The organism is Promicromonospora sp. MEB111 (assembly GCF_030209445.1).
Taxonomy (GTDB): Bacteria; Actinomycetota; Actinomycetes; order Actinomycetales; family Cellulomonadaceae; genus Promicromonospora.
In genome coordinates, this window is the sequence record NZ_JARVSD010000008.1 from 394,360 (window position 1) to 410,204 (window position 15,845).

13 protein-coding genes and 1 tRNA gene are annotated in these 15,845 nt (G+C 73.0%); 10 read left to right on the forward strand and 4 right to left on the reverse strand.

Translation table 11 applies throughout. From position 1 onward, the window contains the following. Positions 1 to 75: 75 nt before the first annotated feature. Together QRN56_RS10675 and QRN56_RS10680 are read right to left on the reverse strand one after the other, a co-directional pair. Positions 76 to 1,692 (reverse strand): ATP-dependent DNA ligase, encoded by a 1,617-nt coding sequence (locus QRN56_RS10675; protein WP_285103009.1) that lies wholly within the window; start codon positions 1,690 to 1,692, stop codon positions 76 to 78. Positions 1,693 to 1,830: 138 nt separating this feature from the next. Further along, positions 1,831 to 2,235 carry a nuclear transport factor 2 family protein gene (locus tag QRN56_RS10680; RefSeq protein WP_285103011.1) on the reverse strand — a complete coding sequence of 135 codons (405 nt, stop codon included), beginning with the start codon at positions 2,233 to 2,235 and terminating at the stop codon, positions 1,831 to 1,833. An 88-nt stretch (positions 2,236 to 2,323) separates the two neighbouring features. Here QRN56_RS10680 and QRN56_RS10685 point away from each other — a divergent pair, with 88 nt between their 5' ends. Continuing rightward, the gene (locus QRN56_RS10685; RefSeq protein ID WP_285103013.1) at positions 2,324 to 3,136 is read left to right on the forward strand and encodes an MmyB family transcriptional regulator; all 813 of its coding nucleotides are present in this window, start codon (positions 2,324 to 2,326) and stop codon (positions 3,134 to 3,136) included. 3 nt (positions 3,137 to 3,139) lie between these two features. On the opposite strand, the gene QRN56_RS10690 is transcribed toward QRN56_RS10685, so the two are convergent. Further along, a complete protein-coding gene (locus QRN56_RS10690; protein ID WP_285103014.1) occupies positions 3,140 to 4,291 on the reverse strand; it encodes a winged helix DNA-binding domain-containing protein in 1,152 nt (383 codons plus the stop codon). Between the two features lie 197 nt (positions 4,292 to 4,488). On the opposite strand from QRN56_RS10690, the gene QRN56_RS10695 reads away from it, so the two are divergent. Next, positions 4,489 to 6,120: an alpha/beta hydrolase gene (locus QRN56_RS10695; RefSeq protein WP_285103016.1), complete on the forward strand. Its 1,632-nt coding sequence runs from the start codon at positions 4,489 to 4,491 to the stop codon at positions 6,118 to 6,120. Positions 6,121 to 6,138: 18 nt separating this feature from the next. On the opposite strand, the gene QRN56_RS10700 is transcribed toward QRN56_RS10695, so the two are convergent. Next, positions 6,139 to 6,990 (reverse strand): NAD(P)H-binding protein, encoded by an 852-nt coding sequence (locus tag QRN56_RS10700; protein ID WP_285103017.1) that lies wholly within the window; start codon positions 6,988 to 6,990, stop codon positions 6,139 to 6,141. Between the two features lie 85 nt (positions 6,991 to 7,075). Here QRN56_RS10700 and QRN56_RS10705 point away from each other — a divergent pair, with 85 nt between their 5' ends. The 8 genes from QRN56_RS10705 (at position 7,076) to QRN56_RS10740 (ending at position 15,838) form a co-directional block, all read left to right on the forward strand. After that, complete coding sequence (locus QRN56_RS10705; protein ID WP_285103019.1) at positions 7,076 to 7,783, forward strand: helix-turn-helix domain-containing protein; 708 nt, start codon at positions 7,076 to 7,078, stop codon at positions 7,781 to 7,783. A 77-nt stretch (positions 7,784 to 7,860) separates the two neighbouring features. Further along, a tRNA-Arg gene (locus QRN56_RS10710) sits at positions 7,861 to 7,934 on the forward strand. A 121-nt stretch (positions 7,935 to 8,055) separates the two neighbouring features. Beyond that, positions 8,056 to 9,735, forward strand: a complete 1,680-nt coding sequence (locus tag QRN56_RS10715) for a GTPase (protein ID WP_285103021.1) — start codon at positions 8,056 to 8,058, stop codon at positions 9,733 to 9,735. Next, on the forward strand, positions 9,732 to 11,312 hold the full coding sequence (locus QRN56_RS10720) for a GTP-binding protein (protein ID WP_285103023.1): 1,581 nt from the start codon (positions 9,732 to 9,734) through the stop codon (positions 11,310 to 11,312). The genes QRN56_RS10715 and QRN56_RS10720 overlap by 4 nt, the downstream gene beginning before the upstream one ends. A gap of 52 nt (positions 11,313 to 11,364) precedes the next feature. Continuing rightward, the gene (locus tag QRN56_RS10725) at positions 11,365 to 11,907 is read left to right on the forward strand and encodes a single-stranded DNA-binding protein (RefSeq protein ID WP_285103025.1); all 543 of its coding nucleotides are present in this window, start codon (positions 11,365 to 11,367) and stop codon (positions 11,905 to 11,907) included. 126 nt (positions 11,908 to 12,033) lie between these two features. Next, positions 12,034 to 13,716, forward strand: coding sequence for an energy-dependent translational throttle protein EttA (ettA, locus tag QRN56_RS10730; RefSeq protein ID WP_285103027.1), 1,683 nt, complete (start codon positions 12,034 to 12,036; stop codon positions 13,714 to 13,716). A gap of 160 nt (positions 13,717 to 13,876) precedes the next feature. Continuing rightward, positions 13,877 to 14,830 carry a phosphotransferase gene (locus tag QRN56_RS10735; RefSeq protein ID WP_285103028.1) on the forward strand — a complete coding sequence of 318 codons (954 nt, stop codon included), beginning with the start codon at positions 13,877 to 13,879 and terminating at the stop codon, positions 14,828 to 14,830. A 165-nt stretch (positions 14,831 to 14,995) separates the two neighbouring features. Further along, a complete protein-coding gene (locus QRN56_RS10740; RefSeq protein WP_285103029.1) occupies positions 14,996 to 15,838 on the forward strand; it encodes a hypothetical protein in 843 nt (280 codons plus the stop codon). Positions 15,839 to 15,845: the final 7 nt, after the last annotated feature.

Consider the following 15,845-nt stretch of genomic DNA (forward strand, 5'->3'; position numbering starts at 1 on the left):
ATCCCCTTTGAGGCCTAAGTTTCTTCGCTTTGAGCCGGCTCAAAGCGAAGAAACTTAGGCCTCAAAGGGGAGCGGTCAGACGGCGAGCGAGCGGACCGTGTCGATCGTGTCGGCCTCCGCGGCGGTCTTGTCGTCGCGGTAGCGCAGCACGCGCGCGAACCGCAGCGCCAGGCCGCCGGGGTAGCGGGTCGAGCGCTGCAGGCCGTCGAACGCGATCTCCACGACCTGTTCCGGCCGGACGGTGACGACCCAGCCGTTGTCCTCGACCTCCAGCTCCCGGAACCGCTCGGTCTGCCACTCCAGCATCTGGTCGGTCATGCCCTTGAAGGTCTTGCCGAGCATCACGAAGCCGCCCTCGGGGTCCCGCGCGCCCAGGTGGATGTTGGACAGCCACCCCTGACGGCGGCCCGAGCCGCGCTCGACCGCCAGCACCACGAGGTCCAGGGTCTTGCGGGGCTTGACCTTGACCCAGCCGGCGCCGCGTCGTCCGGCCGCGTAGGGGGCGTCCAGCGACTTGACCACCACGCCCTCCTGGCCCTCGCGGACCGCGCCCGCGAAGAACTCGGCCGCCGCCTCAGGGTCGGACGTCGTCAGACGGCGTACGGTGTGCGGCGCCGCGACCTCGTCGAGCACCGCCAGGCGGTCGCGCAGCGGGGCGTCGAGCAGGTCGCGGCCGTCGGCGTGCAGCACGTCGAAGAAGAACGGGGTGAGCTCGAACTGGTCGGCCAGCGCCTCCTCCGCCGACGTCGCCCGGGCCGGCCCGCGCGCCGAGCCGCGCGTCGACTCGTGGGTCGCCGAGCGTGCGGCCGTCTCCTGGAACGGCCGGGGGACGCCGTTCGGCCCGACGCCGAGCGCCTCGCCGTCCAGCACCAGCCGGTCCGACGGCAGGGCGCGCACCACCTCGACGATCTCGGGCACGCGCTCGGTGATGTCGTCCAGGGAGCGCGTGACCACCCGCACGTCGTCGCCGAGCCGGTGCACCTGGATGCGGATGCCGTCGAGCTTCACGTCCACGCACAGCTCACCGGGCTCGTCGCCGGACGCAAGCTTCTCGAAGGCGGCCGCGATGTCCGGGGCGGACTGCGCGAGCATCGGCCGCACCGGCCGCCCCACCTCCAGGGTGAAGGCCGCCAGCGCGGCCGACGGGTCGTCCGCGAGGAGCGCGGCGCTCGCGACCGGCCCGGTGGCCCCGCGCAGCATGACGGCGCGGCGGACGGCGTCGGCGGGCGTCCCGGCGGCCTCCGCGACGGCGTCGACGACGACGGAGTCGAGCGCGCCCTGCCGCAGCTCGCCCGCGACCAGGCCGCGGAGGAACGCCTGCTCCCGCTCGGTCGCGGAGCCGAAGAGCTCCGCGGCCGCGGCGGAGCGCGCCTGGGCCGAGCCCGAACCCTCCAGGGCGGCCATCGCGGCGAACGCGGCGTCGACGTCGCGGACCGTGAGCGTGGGGTCTGCGGCCGGCGGCGGCAGATCGCGCAGCGCGGCGTAGCCGAGGCCCGTGCGGCGCTGGCGCAGTGCGCCGGCGAGGTAGGCGACGACGATCTCCAGGTCGTCGGCGACCGCTCCCGGGTTCGTGTCAGCGGCGCCGCCGTCCGCCGTCCGGCGCAGCAGGTCGGCGATGGCCGCACGCTTGGCCAGGCGCGAGCGCGTGGCGGCGACGGCGTCGGACGTGGCGGCGACCTCGGCGAGCAGCATGCTCCATCTTGACCCGCCGCCCGACCAGCCGCGGCCTCAGGTGTTGACCACAGCTGCTGCTGCCACGCCGGAGCCGGTTCTGGCAGGAACTGCTGTGGTCAGCACCGGAGCCTGGCAGCAACTGCTGTGGTCAACGCATCAGGCCCACCACGTCAGGTGAGCAGGCGCCTCGGCGGTCGGCTCGATGAGCTCCCAGGCCTCGGCGATGCGGCCGTCCTCGAACCGCATGATGTCGACCACCGTGATCTCCGGCCCGGCGGGGAGCCGTCGCCGCGAGTGCAGCATGACGTGGTCGTCGCTCGCCAGGAGATGCACCAGCTCGACCTCCATACCCGCGATGTGCTCCAGCGAGCCGCGGACGGCGGCGAGCCACTCGGCCTTGGTCCGGGACAGCCCGTCGGGCCGGTGGTGGACGAAGCCGTCGCTGAGCACCCGCCCGACGGCGTCGACGTCGCCCGTCTCGGTGAGGGCCGCGAAGGCGGCGGTGACGATGCTCGTGTTGTCGCCAGCGGTGCCCGGTGTGGTCGTGTCCTGTGTCGTCATGCCCGCAGTCTTCGACAGCGCCGCGACGGTTGTCGATGAACTGGGAGTTCATGGCGCTCCGGCCCGCCGTGCACGACACTCGACGTCCATGGGAACAGTGGGCGAGCTGCTGCGGCAGTGGCGGCAGCGCCGTCGGCTCAGCCAGCTCGATCTCGCGATCGCGGCCGACGTCTCGGCGCGGCACGTCAGCCTCGTGGAGACCGGGAAGTCCCGGCCGAGCGCCGACATGGTGCTCCGGCTCGCGGAGCAGCTCGACGTGCCGCTGCGCGACCGCAACCGGCTGCTGCTCGCCGCGGGGTTCGCGCCCCGGTACGACGAGCGTCCGCTCGGCACCGACGCGCTGGCTCCCGCCCGGGACGCCGTCGCGCGGGTGCTGCGGGCGCACGAGCCGTACCCGGCGCTGGTCTTCGACCGCGGGTGGAACATCCTGATGACCAACCGGGCCGTCGACCGCTTCTTCGCCGGGGTCGCGCCCGACCTGCTGCGCCCGCCGGTCAACCTCGTGCGCCTGGGCCTGGACCCGCGCGGGCTCGCCCCGCTCGTCGTCAACCTCGCCGACGTGCGTGCGGTGTTCCGTGCCCGGGTGCGGCGCCAGCTCGCCACCGTGCCCGACGCCGGGCTGACCGCCCTCTACGAGGAGCTGCTCGCGCCCGGCCGGGACGACGACGAACCCGGCCGGTCGATCGCGGCCGAGTCGGACGTGGTGATCCCCATGATCATCCGGATCGACGGGCGGGAGCTGCGGCTCTTCTCGACGATCACCACGTTCGGCACCCCGATGGACATCACGCTCGACGAGGTGGCGATCGAGTCGTACTACCCGGCCGACGCCGAGAGCGCCGCCTGGTTCACCGACGGCGCGGTCACCGACGGCGCCAGCACGGATCCGGCCGGGAACTAGGCCTCAACCCAGCGGCCACGCCGCCACCGCCTGCTCGACGGCGGTGCGGGCCGGTCCCGCGATCCCCGGCACGAGCTCGTACGGGGCCTCGCCGGCCTTGGGCGCGCGGCGCCACGTGCCGACCAGGCGTCCGTCGAGGAGCACCGCCGGCCGGAAGAGCCCGTTGGTGAACGGGACGACGGTCCGCATCGCCTCGGCGTCCGCGACCAGGTCACGGTCCTGGTAGCCCAGCACGACCTCGTCGAACCCGGGCACGAGCAGGACGCCGCAGGGTTCGTCGAGCCCGGGCAGGCGCTCGGGCGCGACCCCGGCGGCGGGCCCGTCCGCCGCGCGGCCCACGAGCATCATCTTCCCGTCGACCGTGACGTCGCCGACGGCGTCCGGCTCGGTCTCGCGCAGCGTGGCGACGGCGGCGCGTACAGGGGTCTTGGGCAGGCCGAGCCACCAGGCCAGGTCGTCCACCGAGGCGGGTCCGCGGCTCGCGAAGTAGGACCGGGCGATGCGGCGCAGAGCGACGTCGGGCTCCTCGGCCGGACCGCTTGCGGCGCCGCCGGCGCCCCCGGAACCACCCGCGCCCGGCGACGCGACCATCTTCTGCTGCGCCCCCGCGAACGGGCCCCAGTGCAGCACCCCGCGCAGTGCCAGCGTGACGATCAGGTGGTACCCGCGCTGCCCCTCGATGGGCACCCCGGCCTGCTGCCACAGGTCGATCATCTCGGCCCGCGTGAACCCGTCCGACACCGCCAGCACTTCCCGGGTGATCTTCTCCGCACGGTCCACGAGCGCGTCGTCCAGCCCCTCCGCCTCGCGGACGCGCCGGCCCAGATGGGTCACGCGCTCACCCGTCAGCGAGACGAGCGCGGCGAGGTTTCGCGGCGTGGTCGCGAAGAGGGTGCCGCGCTGGGTCCAGCCGCGGACCAGCTCGCCTCCGTCGAACGCGGCGCGCACGTCGTCGATCGTGGTGCCCGGGCGCGAGCGGACGGCGATCGCGCGCAGCACCGCGGGCAGGTCCTGCCCCTGCAGGGCCACCATCCGGCGGACGACGTCACCCGGCGTCGCGGAGCTCGGTCCGTCGTCGGGCAGCGCGAGTCCCTGCGTGCGCAGGCGCAGCCGGCGCGCGGCGTCGGGGGCGAGGTCCGTGGTTCCGGAGGGCATGCGGGAAGAGTACGTCGCGCCTGTGACACTCACCGGGCCCTGTGGGGGTCCGTGCCGGGCCCGACGCCGCAGTGTCTCCCGGGCACGGCCCGCCCCACCAGTGACGCCGTGTCATGGCGTGGCCTGCGGTATGTCACGGGGGAGCGGTGACGCGGTCGCACTGGCGGGTACGGGCCCGGACCGATGGGATCGAGGGCATGACCTCGACACCAGCGAACCCGGCCGACAGTCCCCGCGCCGACCGGCCCGGCGCCGTCGGACCCGAGGCCAGCAGCCCCGAGCCGACCCGACCGGGCAGGGTGACGCGCGTTTCCGTGCTGACCATCGCGGTGGCGCTCCTGGCGGCGACCCTGGCGCCGGGGACGGCGTCGTCCGCCCCGGCGTCGCCCGGAGCGAGGACGGCCACGACGCAGGCCGCTCTGACCTGGGGCGACTGCCCGGCGGCCGTGGCCGCGCCGGGACTGGAGTGCGGCACGATCGACGTGCCGCTGGACTACGCCGAGCCGGACGGGCGCACGATCGAGGTCGCCGTCTCGCGGCTGGCGAGCACCGACCCGGAGCGGCGCCGCGGGGTGCTGCTGACCAACACCGGCGGCCCCGGCGGCGAGGGGCTGGCCTACCCGGCCGGGCTGCGCGACGTGCTGAAGCTGCCGCAGGAGATCCTGGACCAGTACGACGTGATCGGCATGGACCCGCGCGGTGTGGGCCACAGCACGCCGGTGACCTGCGACCTGGGTCCAGCGGAGCATCCGACCAACATCCCGATGTACGCGCGCGACGCCGCCGACGTGCGCAGCGAGGCCATCCGCGTGGCGGCGGTCGCCGAGAAGTGCGGGACCTCGCCGACGGCCGACCTGCTGCCGCACATCACCACGGCCAACACCGCTCGCGACATGGACCGGGTCCGCGCCGCCCTGGGCGAGGAGACGGTGTCCTACTTCGGCATCTCGTACGGCACCTACCTCGGCGCGGTCTACACCTCGATGTTCCCGGAGCGCAGCGACCGGTTCCTGCTCGACAGCGCCACCGGGCCCGGCGGCTGGGACCACTCGTTCTCGCGCCTGTTCGGGCAGGGCGTCGAGGACCGGTTCCCCGACTTCGCGACGTTCGCCGCCGAGCGTCCGGAGTACGGCCTCGGCGAGACGCCCCGCCAGGTGCGGGCCAAGTACTTCGAGCTCGCGGCACGCCTGGACCGGGCGCCGAGCCCGGACGGTTACACCGGCGCGGCCTTCCGATTCGCCACGTTCGCCGCCCTCTACTACGACTCGAGCCTGCCGGCGCTCGCCGAGACCTGGCGGGCGCTCGACCGGGGTGAGCCCGTCCCGGTGCCCGGTGCGCTCGCGGGCCCGACGACGGAGCCTGCCGCGCCGTCGACCCCGGCGGACGTCGCGATCCCCGCCGACAACTACATCGCGAGCCAGCTCCACGTGATCTGCAACGACTCGGACTGGCCCGAGCAGGTGTGGCGCTACCAGGTCGACGTCGCGATCGACCGGATCCGCTACCCGATGTTCGGCGCGGCCGGGGCGAACATCACGCCGTGCGCCTTCTGGCCGTCCGAGCCGGCCGAGCCGCAGGTGGAGATCACCGACGACGGGCCGTCGAACGTGCTCATCCTGCAGAACCTGCGCGACCAGGCCACGCCGCTGTCCGGCGCGACGGCGCTGCGCGCGGCCTTCGGGGACCGGGCGCGCATGGTGACCGCCGACCAGGGTGGCCACCTGTCCTACCTGCGGCTGGGCAACGACTGCGCCGACGACCTCGCGACGGCGTTCCTGCGCACCGGCGAGCTGCCGGAGCGCGACGTCACCTGCGGGCCGCCGGCCTGATTCAGCCACCGGCCTGATTCAGCCGCCGGCCTGGTCCACGCCGCGTTCGAACAGTGCCCGATGGTCGATCGACCACTGTTCGAACGTGCGCGGGGGGCGCCCGAGAATCCGGCTGACGTGCTCGGTCATGTACTCGGCGCCCCCCGCGCTCGCCCAGTCGGCGCCGAGCTTGATCTGCGCGATCGCCCCGGCCGGCAGGCCCGCAGCCCCGAGCTGGGCCGACAGGTCGACCTCGGCGTCCCGAAGGGGGCGGTCGAGCACACGTCCGAGGATCGCCACCTGGTCGGCGAAGCTGAGCAGGTCCGGTCCGGTCACGTCGTAGCGCCTGCCGTCGTGGACGTCGTCGAGCAGGGCCTCCACGGCGACCGCTGCGACGTCGCGCGGGTCGACGACCGGTTGCCTGGCACTCCCGAACACGTTCGGGACCGGGTCCCCGGCCTCGATGAACGACCGGTACCGCAGGAGGTTCGACGCGAAGCTCGGTGGACGAAGAACGGTCCACGCGAGGCCGCTCTCCGCGACGGCCTCCTCCGCGGCGGCATGCCATGCCCCCACGGTGGCGCCCTCGAACTGTTCACCGGCGCCGGCGCCGGACAGCTTCACGATCTTCCGGACTCCCGCGGCACGGGCGGCGGCGACCAGTGCGACGTCGTGCTGCGCGGTCGGGACGGGTGGCACCGTGACCAGGAAGACGGCGTCGACCCCGGCGACCGCCGCGTCCAGCGACTCCGGGTCGGTGAAGTCCGCCCGTACGCCGTTCCGCACACCGGCGGGGTGACGGGACATGGCGCGAACGGGCACGCCGCGGTCGGTCAGGAGCCGGGCGACGTGGCCGCCGATGGTGCCGGTGGCACCGGTGACAAGGATCATGCCCCGAGCGTCGCCCTCGGCGAGCACCTCGCTCTAGGAGAAATCGGCACAGCCGGCTGTGGGTGGTCGAGGCTACCGTGGCGCCATGGGAGAGCTGGTGGTGCCGGACGAGCTGCGGCCCTGGGTGGCGGGGATCGACGTGGCCGCGGCGTCCGGTGAGGACGTGGTGGACGTGCCCGACCACGCCACCACCCTCCTCGTGCGCACCGTTCCGGGCGAGCGGCGCGAGCTGGTCGTGCTGGGACCGCGGACCCGTGCGCAATATCACGTCGCCGGTCCCGGCCCGTCCTGCGTGCGGGTACGGCTGCAGCCGGGGCGGGCGGCTGCGGTGCTCGGACAGTCCGTCCGGGACCTGGCCGACCGGACGGCCCAGGTCCAGGGAATGCCTGGCCTCGACGTCGAAGGTCTGGTCGAGGACCCGGTCGGCGCGCTGGTGGGCGCGCTCGCGGGACGTCGGGACGACGACGACGTCGTCGCGGCGGCGGCCGGGCTGCTGGTGGAGCAGAGCGTCGCGGACACCGCACGAAGGCTGCACGTCAGCGAGCGGCGACTGCGGTCGCTGTTCATGGAGGGCTCCGGTCTCTCGCCGAAGCACTACGCACAGATCGCCCGGGTGCGGACGGTGCTCGCGGCCGAGGCCGAGGCCGTGTCCGGGCTGCGCTGGGCCGACGTCGCGGCATCCGCGGGCTACTACGACCAGTCGCACATGACCGGCGAGTTCCGCCGCCTCATGGGCGTGCCGCCCGCCGCGTTCGCCGCCGGCCGCCGTCCGCCCGCACGACGGTGCGGCTGACGGCGGGATGCCGGAGCGCTCGTTCCCCATTTGGCATGGTCAAGACCGGCCCGGCCTAGGCTAAACTCGGCTCGCTTGCCTCCGTAGCTCAGCTGGATAGAGCGGGTCACTTCTAATGACTAGGTCGCGGGTTCGAATCCTGCCGGGGGCACTGATCTGCTGTCGTCGGGCGCCGGAGACTCACTCCGGCGGCCTGCAGAGAACCTGTGTTTCTGCACACCCACCAGCCGCTACGGCTTGGCAGAACGATCTTGACCTATCAGGATGAAGCCGTGACTCCAGGAACACGCTCCGCAGTGCTCGGCCGTCGGGGTGGTGTGGACCCGAACGTTGCGGAGCAGCTCGGCTTCACGGTGCACGACGTCGTGCAGGACCTGCGCCGCGACGTCGCCGCGGCCACCCTGCCCCTGCCCGTCGACGGCGCCGAGGAGGCCGAGGCGTCCCGGGAGCGTCTCCTGGCCCAGCTCGACGAGCACCTGCTGCCGCGCCTCGCCGAGCTCTCCAGCCCCGCCGTCGTGGTGCTCGCGGGCTCCACGGGAGCCGGCAAGTCCACCCTCTTCAACAGCCTCCTGGGCGAGGAGGTGTCCGAGGCCGGGGTGCTGCGGCCCACCACCCGCGAGCCCGTCGTGGGCGTGCACCCGCGCGACGTCGACACGCTCACCACGGGTCCCGTCACCGAGCTCGCCCGGCTCGTCAAGCACGAGGGCGTGCCGCGCGGCACCGCGCTGATGGACGCGCCCGACCTCGACTCGCTCCTCAAGGAGAACCGCTCCACGGCCCACCAGCTGCTGGAGGCGGCCGACCTCTGGCTGTTCGTCACCACGGCCGCCCGCTACGGCGACGCGCTCCCGTGGCAGGCGCTCGACCGCGCCAAGGAGCGCGGCGCGAGCGTGGCCATGGTGCTCAACCGGGTACCCAGGGAGAACCTGACGACGGTCCGCACCGACCTCAACACCCGCATGAAGGAACGCGGGATGAAGGACGTCCCGCTGTTCATCGTGCCCGACGTCGGGCCGCACGAAGGGCTGCTCGACCCCAAGCTCGTGGCGCCCATCCAGCGCTGGCTCAACCTGATGGCCGGTCCCGAGCGCTCGCGCACCGTCATCCTGCGCACCCTCAAGGGCGCGATCGGCGCCCTCCCGGACTGGGTGACGGGGCTCGTCACCGCCGTGGAGCAGCAGGGCACCGCCGCGTTCGACCTGCGCAACGCCGTCCAGGCCGTGGTCCCGGACGCGCAGCTCGCCGCCCGGACCGCCGTCCTGTCGGGGACGTCCGGCGAGGGCACGGTCGCCGCACGGTTCGCCGAGATCGCCAGCACCGACCACATCTCCCGGGTCACCGTCCGCGACGGCATCGCGCGGACCACCAAGCGCGCCGGGAAGGCCCGCGAGGCGGCCCTGCTCCGGCTGCGCGAGGAGGTCGAGGCCACCGCGACCCGAGCGTTCGTGGCCGCCGGCGTGCGCACCGAGGAGAGCCTGCGCGGCGCACTGGCCGGCCCCGGAGCGCCGCCCGCCGGCGAGACGATCCTCCCGTCCGCCACGAGCCGCGCCAAGGAGCGCCTCGCCTGGGGCCAGAAGGCGGCCGCGGCCTGGTCCCGGCTGGCCGACGACGTCATCGGCCGGATGGCGGACGCCGACCCCGAGACGTCCGACGCCGAGGCGGTGGCCCGCGCCACCGGTGCCCGCAAGGCGTTCGGCGACGCCGGGCTCGCGACGCTCCTGCAGGCCGCCGCGCTCGGCAACGAGGACTCCCTGGCGCTCGTCGACCGCGTGCTCGGCGACAGCGCGGGGGACTCGATCGAGGAGCTGCAGGGCGAACTTGCCGACCAGGTCGCGCTAGCGGTTGCGGAAGAGGCCCGTTCTGTCCAGAGTGCCCTTGACGTCCCCGCGCTAGCCGACGACGCGGCCGCTCCGCTCCGCGTGCGGCTGGCCGAGCTCAGGAGGCTGACATGACGAGCCACGACGCGACCCTCGGCGCTCGGACCGAGGACCTCGGCCGAGCCCTCCAGATCGCCGGATCCCGCCTCGACGACACGGTCTTCGGCAAGGTCGCCAGCTCCGTGGCCGGGGTACGTGAACGGCTCGCGCTCGGTGTGGACCACACGGTGGTGGCGCTCGCGGGCGGCACCGGGTCGGGCAAGTCGAGCACGTTCAACAAGATCTCCCGCCTCACCTTCGCCGACGTCGGCGTCAAGCGCCCCACCACCGCCAAGGTCACCGCCTGCTCGTGGAGCGACGACGCCGCCACGCTGCTGGACTGGCTCGGCGTGGAGCGGGAGCGCCGCATCACCCGGGCCGGCGAGCTGGACTCGGCGGACGAGGCCGCCCTGGGCGGGCTCGTGCTGCTGGACCTGCCCGACCACGACTCGGTCGCGCCCGCCCACCGCGAGGTCGTGGACAAGGTGCTGCCGCTGGTCGACCTGCTGGTCTGGGTCGTGGACCCGCAGAAGTACGCCGACGACGCCCTGCACACGGGCTACCTGCGCGACTCGTCCGGCATGCGGGCCTCGACCGTGGTGGTGCTCAACCAGATCGACACCGTGCCCGTGGGCCAGCGCGACAACCTGGTCAACGACGTGAAGCGCCTGCTGCGCGACGACGGCCTGGACAACGTGCCGGTCATCGCGGCGTCGAGCAAGACGGACATCGGCATCGACGACCTGCGCGGGCTGCTGGAGCAGACCGTGGCCCGCCGGTCCGTCTCGGCCGGCCGCGCCGCGGGCGAGCTGGACGCCGCCGCGACGCTGCTGCTCAGCCAGACCCCGGCAGAGGTGCCGTGGCACATCGACACCGTCCTGGAGCGCGAGATCGACGCCCTCGCGCGGGCGGCCGGCCTGGAGTCCGTCGCCGCGCAGGTCGGCGCCGCGGTGCGCAACGGCTACGGCTCGCCCGAGTTCCGCAACCCGGACCCGGACTCGATCGCGCTGTCCCGCTCGCGCTGGCTCACCGGTTCCGGGGAGTCGCTGAAGCCGGGCTGGCAGCGTTCGCTCGCCGAGAGCGTGGCGAGCGCCCGCGACGTCACGAGCGCCGTGTCGACGGCGCTGCAGGGCGTCACCCTGGACACCCGCGGCCCGACGACGCAGCCGCTCACCCGCCGCCTGGCGCTCGGGGCGGTGCTGCTCGCGGTGCTGCTCGGGATCTGCACGGTGCTGGCCTCGACGGGGATCCTGCCCGTGGGCGACACCTGGACCACCGTGCTCGGGGTGGCCGCCGTGGTCGCGGCGGTCGCGGCGCTCGTCGTGTTCCTCGTGGCGATGCAGATGCGCCGTGCGCTCGCCGCGCGCCGGGCGCAGGCCGTCATCGCGTCGGGCCGCGCCGCGCTCGAGCGGGTGCTGCGCCAGACCCTCGGCGTCCCCACCCAGCGCCTGCTCGACGAGCACCGCGCGGTGCGCGAGCTCGCACAGAGTGCGCGCGACGACGGACCCTCGATACCGCTTCGTGTGGAAGAGAACGCGACCACAGGCAGCCAGATCCGGGTTGCGTCAACAGGTGACTTCGGACTGTCCGACCTGCGCTCCGTCCGCGCCTGATGCTGGGTACGGGCCGGCCGCGAGGGCCGGTCCGGACACCCAGGAGGGCTCCATGAACGACGTGACGGTGACTGTCTCCGGCTTCGCCGGCAATTCCCCGGCGCTGCACACGGGCACGGGCAAGCCGTTCGCCATGTTCCGCGTGGCCAGCACGCGGCGCTACGTGAACGACGCCGGCGAGTGGACCGACGGCGCGACGCTCTGGTTCACGGTGAAGGCGTGGCGGACGGCGGCGGTGAACCTGGTCCGGTCGGTCCGCAAGGGCGACCCCGTGGTCGTCACGGGCCGGCTCGAGATGGACGAGTGGGCGGGCCCGGACGGCGAGCCCCGGAGCGGGCTGGTGATCGCCGCGACGGGGGTCGGTGTGGACGCGACCCGCGGCAAGGTCGAGTTCTCGCGGCTCGTCCACCACGAGCCGATGCCCGGTTCCCCCGAGGAGGGCGGGCTGCCCGCGCTTCCGGGCGACGACGGGCTGGTCGCGGCGCGGGCGGGCGAGCCCGACCCGTTCGGCGTCGACCTGCCGGTCCCCGAGGGTGACGAGGAAGACCAGGGCGACGGGGCGGGCGTCGGGCAGCGGGAGCTCGTGACCGCGTAGGCTGGTCCTAGTCGTGCTCAGCGGTCCGCGGGTGCCGGAGGCATCTCCTGCGCGGACGCCCCCGGCACCCGCTCCGTGCGAGCGCACCCATCCGACGTACCTTCTGTGAACGGTGGAACACAGGCAGTGGCTGAATACATCTACTCCATGTACAAGGCGCGCAAGGCGCACGGCGACAAGGTCATCCTCGATGACGTGTCGCTGAACTTCCTGCCCGGCGCCAAGATCGGCGTCGTCGGCCCGAACGGTGCCGGTAAGTCCACGATCCTCAAGATCATGGCCGGGCTGGACACGCCGAGCAACGGCGACGCGCGCCTGTCGCCCGGCTACACCGTGGGCATCCTGCAGCAGGAGCCGCCGCTGAACGAGGAGAAGACGGTCCTCGGGAACGTCCAGGAGGCCGTGGGCGAGATCCTGGCCAAGAAGGCGCGGTTCGACGAGATCTCGGAGCTCATGGCGCAGCCCGACGCCGACTTCGACGCGCTGCTGGCCGAGATGGGCACGCTGCAGGAGGACATCGACGCGGCCGACGCCTGGGACCTCGACTCGCAGCTCGAGCAGGCGATGGACGCGCTGCGCTGCCCGCCGCCGGACGCCGACGTGACGCTGCTCTCCGGTGGTGAGCGCCGCCGTGTGGCGCTGTGCAAGCTGCTCCTGGAGAAGCCCGACCTGCTCCTCCTGGACGAGCCGACCAACCACCTCGACGCGGAGTCCGTGCTGTGGCTCGAGCAGCACCTCGCGTCCTACGCGGGCGCCGTGCTCGCCGTGACCCACGACCGGTACTTCCTCGACCACGTCGCGGAGTGGATCTGCGAGGTCGACCGCGGGCGCCTCTACCCCTACGAGGGCAACTACTCGACCTACCTCGAGAAGAAGCAGGCGCGTCTGGAGGTCCAGGGCAAGAAGGACGCCAAGCTCTCCAAGCGCCTCAAGGAGGAGCTGGAGTGGGTGCGGTCCAACGCCAAGGGCCGGCAGACCAAGTCCAAGGCCCGCCTGGCGCGTTACGAGGAGATGGCGGCCGAGGCGGAGCGCACCAAGAAGCTCGACTTCGAGGAGATCCAGATCCCCGCGGGCCCGCGCATGGGCTCGCTGGTGCTGGAGGCCTCGAACCTCAAGAAGGGCTTCGACGACCGCGTGCTCATCGACGGCCTGTCGTTCACGCTGCCGCGCAACGGCATCGTCGGCGTCATCGGCCCGAACGGCGTCGGCAAGACCACGCTGTTCAAGACGATCGTCGGCCTGGAGCCGCTCGACGGTGGCGAGCTGAAGGTCGGCGAGACCGTCTCGATCTCCTACGTCGACCAGTCGCGCGGCGGCATCGACCCCAAGAAGACCCTCTGGGAGGTCGTGTCCGACGGGCTCGACTTCATCAAGGTCGGCAACGTCGAGATCCCGTCGCGGGCCTACGTGGCCTCGTTCGGGTTCAAGGGCCCGGACCAGCAGAAGCCCGCGGGCGTGCTGTCCGGTGGTGAGCGCAACCGTCTCAACCTGGCGCTGACGCTCAAGCAGGGCGGCAACCTGCTGCTGCTCGACGAGCCCACCAACGACCTCGACGTCGAGACCCTCGGCTCGCTGGAGAACGCCCTGCTGGAGTTCCCCGGCTGCGCCGTCGTCGTGTCCCACGACCGGTGGTTCCTCGACCGGGTCGCGACGCACATCCTGGCCTACGAGGGCACCGAGGAGAACCCGTCCAACTGGTACTGGTTCGAGGGCAACTTCGAGTCGTACGAGGCCAACAAGGTCGAGCGACTGGGCGCGGACGCCGCCCGCCCGCACCGGGTCACGTACCGCAAGCTGACCCGCGACTGACGACAGACGGCTGATCCCCTTCGAGGCCCGAGTTTCTTGGCTTTGAGCCCGCTCAAAGCCAAGAAACTCGGGCCTCAAAGGTGAGCCGCCGCGCCCGCATAACGGGCGAATTTCGCATATGTTCCTTGCTGTCAGTAGGCATCTTCGACAGGATGCCGCAGTGAGCCCTGCCCTACGGCCCGGATGGCGAGAGCTTCCGCCCCTGCTGCGAGACCGCATCACCGATCTGCTCGGCGCCCGTGTGATCGCTGCCAGACAACCGGACGACTCCGGGATCCTGCCCGGCGCGCGCTTCCAGGTGCAGACGACGAAGGGCCACGTCTTCGTCAAGGCGATCGGCACGGAGCAGCCGGGGCCGCTGAACTTCCTGCGGCAGGAGATCGCGCTGTCGCCGCTGCTGCCCGCCGCGGCCCCGCACCCGGAGCTCCTCTGGTCCCTCGACGACGTGCTGCCCAACCTCGGCACGTGGGTCGCCGTGGGCTACGCGATGAAGTCCAACGTGCGCCCGATCGACCCCTCCTGGCCCGACGAGGACGTCGCGACCATGGTCAAGGTGGTCCGGGGGATCGGCGAGATCGAGGCGCCGGGCGACCCCATGTTCCTGCCCGAGGAGAAGGTGTTCCCCACGGACTCGTGGGAGTACCTCGCGGACAAGCGCCCCGCCGGGCTCGCGAACCACTCGCCGTGGCTCGCCAACCGCCTGGACGGTCTCGCGGAGATCGTGGCGCACGCCCCCGACGCGATCGCCGGCACGAGCCTGCAGCACGGCACCCTGCGGGTGCAGAACGTGATGCTGCCCGCGCGGCTGGGCGAGAAGCCGCTGGTGACGGACTGGATCCGGGGCAGCGTCGGGGCGCCGTACCTCGACCTGGTCTCGATGCTGCTGCACGTCCGCGCCAACGACGGCCCGCCGCCGGAGGCGACGCTGCGCCGGTACGGGCTGCCGCCCGGCACGGAGCGTGACGCCGTGACCTGCTGGATCGCGGTGCTCGCGGGCCACTACGTGAAGTCGTCGATGGACACGCCGCCCACGGACATGCCGGAGCTGCGCGCCTACCAGCACCGGCTGGCCCGCGCCGCTGTGTCGTGGCTGCAGACCAGGCTCGGTTTCTGATCCACGTCGTTCCCGCAACACGTGCTGTGGTTTGCGGGTGAAAGCGCAGTTCGGCACACTCCGGCCATGAGCGCTGTGCGGCGACCGGCTTGGTCCGATCTACCCCCGTCTGTCCGTTCTCGAGTCAGCGAGTCCATGGGGGGACGCGTGATCGGCTCGGCCCCCATGAGCGGCACGGATCTGGCCCCGCTCGACGTGCTGCAGACTGCGTCGGCCCGCTCGATCGTGCGGGCGGTGGGGCCGGATGCCCCGCTGACCCAGGACCGGATGGCCGCGGAGGCGGCCTCGCTGGCCACGCTGCCCGACGACGTGCCGAGCCTGGAGCGCGAGTGGTACGTCGACGAGGTGCTGCCCGGGGCGGGCCGCTGGGTGGTGCTCGGCTACCGGAACGAACCCATCCGGCCGCCGCACGACCCCTGGGACGACGGCGACCTCGCCGCGGCGGTCGAGCTCGCGATCCAGATCGGCTCGACCGAGGCGCCCCCGGACCTGCCCGACGCGCTCGACCTGATCGACGTGGACGCCTGGGCCACGATCGCCGCGATGCGGCCCGCCGGCCTGTCGGCCTTCACGCCGTGGCTCTCCGACAAGGTCGACCACCTCGCGGAGATCGCCCGCTACGCCGGCGAGGCGATGTCCGGCAAGAGTCTGGTGCACGGCGCGCTGCGCCGGGAGTCGATCCTGATCACCGACCACGGCTGGGACGCGACCAGCGCGCATGCCGTCGACTGGTTCATGCCGTCCCACGGCGCGTCGTTCCTCGACGTCGTGCTGCTGCTGCCGTACCTGCGGGTCGACGGCGCTCCGCCGCCCGGGGTGGTGCTCGACCGGCACCCCCTGCCCGACGTCGACCCCGAGGCGTTGACCTGCGCCGTGACCGTGGTCGCCGGTGCGCTGGTGCTCGAGTCGATGCGGCCGCCGGAGCCGGGCGCGCCCCACGGCCGCGCCGTGCAGCGCGAGGTGGCGCATGCCGCCCTCGACTGGCTGCGCTCGCGCCTCGGCGGCTGACGTCTTC

Bases quoted from the DNA above. Each gene is read 5' to 3' on its own strand.
- QRN56_RS10675 (WP_285103009.1), bottom strand. From the start codon at position 1,692: ATGCTGCTCGCCGAGGTCGCCGCCACGTCCGACGCCGTCGCCGCCACG.
- QRN56_RS10680 (WP_285103011.1), bottom strand. From the start codon at position 2,235: ATGACGACACAGGACACGACCACACCGGGCACCGCTGGCGACAACACG.
- QRN56_RS10685 (WP_285103013.1), top strand. From the start codon at position 2,324: ATGGGAACAGTGGGCGAGCTGCTGCGGCAGTGGCGGCAGCGCCGTCGG.
- QRN56_RS10690 (WP_285103014.1), bottom strand. From the start codon at position 4,291: ATGCCCTCCGGAACCACGGACCTCGCCCCCGACGCCGCGCGCCGGCTG.
- QRN56_RS10695 (WP_285103016.1), top strand. From the start codon at position 4,489: ATGACCTCGACACCAGCGAACCCGGCCGACAGTCCCCGCGCCGACCGG.
- QRN56_RS10700 (WP_285103017.1), bottom strand. From the start codon at position 6,990: ATGATCCTTGTCACCGGTGCCACCGGCACCATCGGCGGCCACGTCGCC.
- QRN56_RS10705 (WP_285103019.1), top strand. From the start codon at position 7,076: ATGGGAGAGCTGGTGGTGCCGGACGAGCTGCGGCCCTGGGTGGCGGGG.
- QRN56_RS10720 (WP_285103023.1), top strand. From the start codon at position 9,732: ATGACGAGCCACGACGCGACCCTCGGCGCTCGGACCGAGGACCTCGGC.
- QRN56_RS10725 (WP_285103025.1), top strand. From the start codon at position 11,365: ATGAACGACGTGACGGTGACTGTCTCCGGCTTCGCCGGCAATTCCCCG.
- QRN56_RS10740 (WP_285103029.1), top strand. From the start codon at position 14,996: ATGAGCGGCACGGATCTGGCCCCGCTCGACGTGCTGCAGACTGCGTCG.